Source organism: Alkalibacterium sp. AK22 (assembly GCF_000585255.1).
Taxonomy (GTDB): domain Bacteria; phylum Bacillota; class Bacilli; order Lactobacillales; family Carnobacteriaceae_A; genus Alkalibacterium.
Map to the genome: position 1 here is coordinate 1 of NZ_JANL01000013.1, position 1,608 is coordinate 1,608.

The 1,608-nt window shown below is 39.5% G+C and carries 1 protein-coding gene; it reads left to right on the forward strand.

Translation table 11 applies throughout. The features are described from left to right. Window positions 1-128 precede the first annotated feature (128 nt). Window positions 129-1,493 carry an ISL3 family transposase gene (locus ADIAL_RS02295; RefSeq protein ID WP_051503655.1) on the forward strand — a complete coding sequence of 455 codons (1,365 nt, stop codon included), beginning with the start codon at window positions 129-131 and terminating at the stop codon, window positions 1,491-1,493. Window positions 1,494-1,608 lie beyond the last annotated feature (115 nt).

Consider the following 1,608-nt stretch of genomic DNA (forward strand, 5'->3'; position numbering starts at 1 on the left):
GGTTCTATAATAAATCGTGTTGGTGAGTTCTAACGAACTCGCTGACACGATTTTTGTGAATCAATAGAAAAAGGCCAGTAGATTCCCTTATAATTAAGTCGACCAAAACCAATCAAAGGAGAATCTACATGACCTACTCTCATATTATACGAAAATCGCTCAATATTAAAGACGAAAATATTCATTTTGATATCAATACGTACACCTGTCCTGAAGAAATCATCAAAGGAACCCATTATTTAATCTACGAGGGCCTGCTTAGCTACAAGCCCAAGGCTTGTCATCATTGTGGAACGATTAACCGCAATGAGTCTATAATTAAACACGGGACTAAGCTATCTAAGATTAAATTAGGCAATATCTTATTTAAGCCTGCACTCCTGTGGTTGAAGAAGCAACGCTACCTATGCAAGGCATGTGAGCGGACATTTATAGCTGAGACTTCTTTAGTCAATGAGTATTGCTTTATCTCTAATCCTATCAAACAGACGATTGCTTATGAATTGGCCGAAACACAAAGCATGACTGCGATCGCCAGACGTGTCTCTGTGTCTCCTAATACGGTTATACGTCACTTAGTTGAGACAGGTCAAACCCTCGAACCTTCACGGTTCGACTTGCCTGAGCACCTTTCGTTCGATGAGTTTAAATCAGTGAAGGAAGCCGCAGGAGCCATGAGTTTTATCTTTACGAACGCTCAAACGCATGACATCATTGATATTGTAGAGAACAGACAACAAAAAGCTCTTATTTCATACTTCCAGCGCTATCCTTATGAGCTAAGAGCGAATGTTAAGACCGTGACGTTAGATATGTATAGTCCTTATTTAAAGATTATCCATGACTGTTTTCCTAATGCCGAATTAATTATTGATCGGTTTCATATTATTCAACACATTAATAGAGCGTTAAACCGTTTGCGCATTGAAGTCATGAATGACATCCGCTATACACGACCACGTGATTACACTAAATTAAAGAAACAATGGAAGCTCGTTCTTAAAAATGTCTGGAGCTTGGATTTTGAAACCTTCTCTAGCCACCGGCTTTATGATGGGTTAGTGACGGAGAAGATGATGGTGAACTATATTCTTTCGATGGACGAGCGATTCCAATGGATTTATGATCTGATTAATGATTTGAAATGGCATATGTCTCGAGGAAACTTTGAGGGATTCGCTACTCACCTCGAACGTAGCAAAGAACGTTCGGTTCAACGCTACATCAGAACCACTTTTCAGACGCTTGAAAAATACTTAGATTCGATAGAGAATTCGTGTGTCTATACCTTGTCCAACGGACATCTAGAGGGCATTAATAACAAGATTAAAACACTTAAACGAAGCGGTTATGGTTACCGTAATTTCAGGCACTTAAGAGCTCGCGCTCTTATTAGCTTGAAACTGTTCCAGAAAGAAAACACCGATATCAGACCACTCACATTCGAAGAGGAACGTCAAACAGACGAAGCAAAAGGGAAAAACGCTGCATAAAAAAGAAGAGAACCGCTAAGTTCTCTTCCTTAGATTCTATTGACCAACACGATTTGACAAAGAACCGAAATAGTTAGGAGAGGTGGAGATGATCCGCCTCTCTTTTTTAATATTG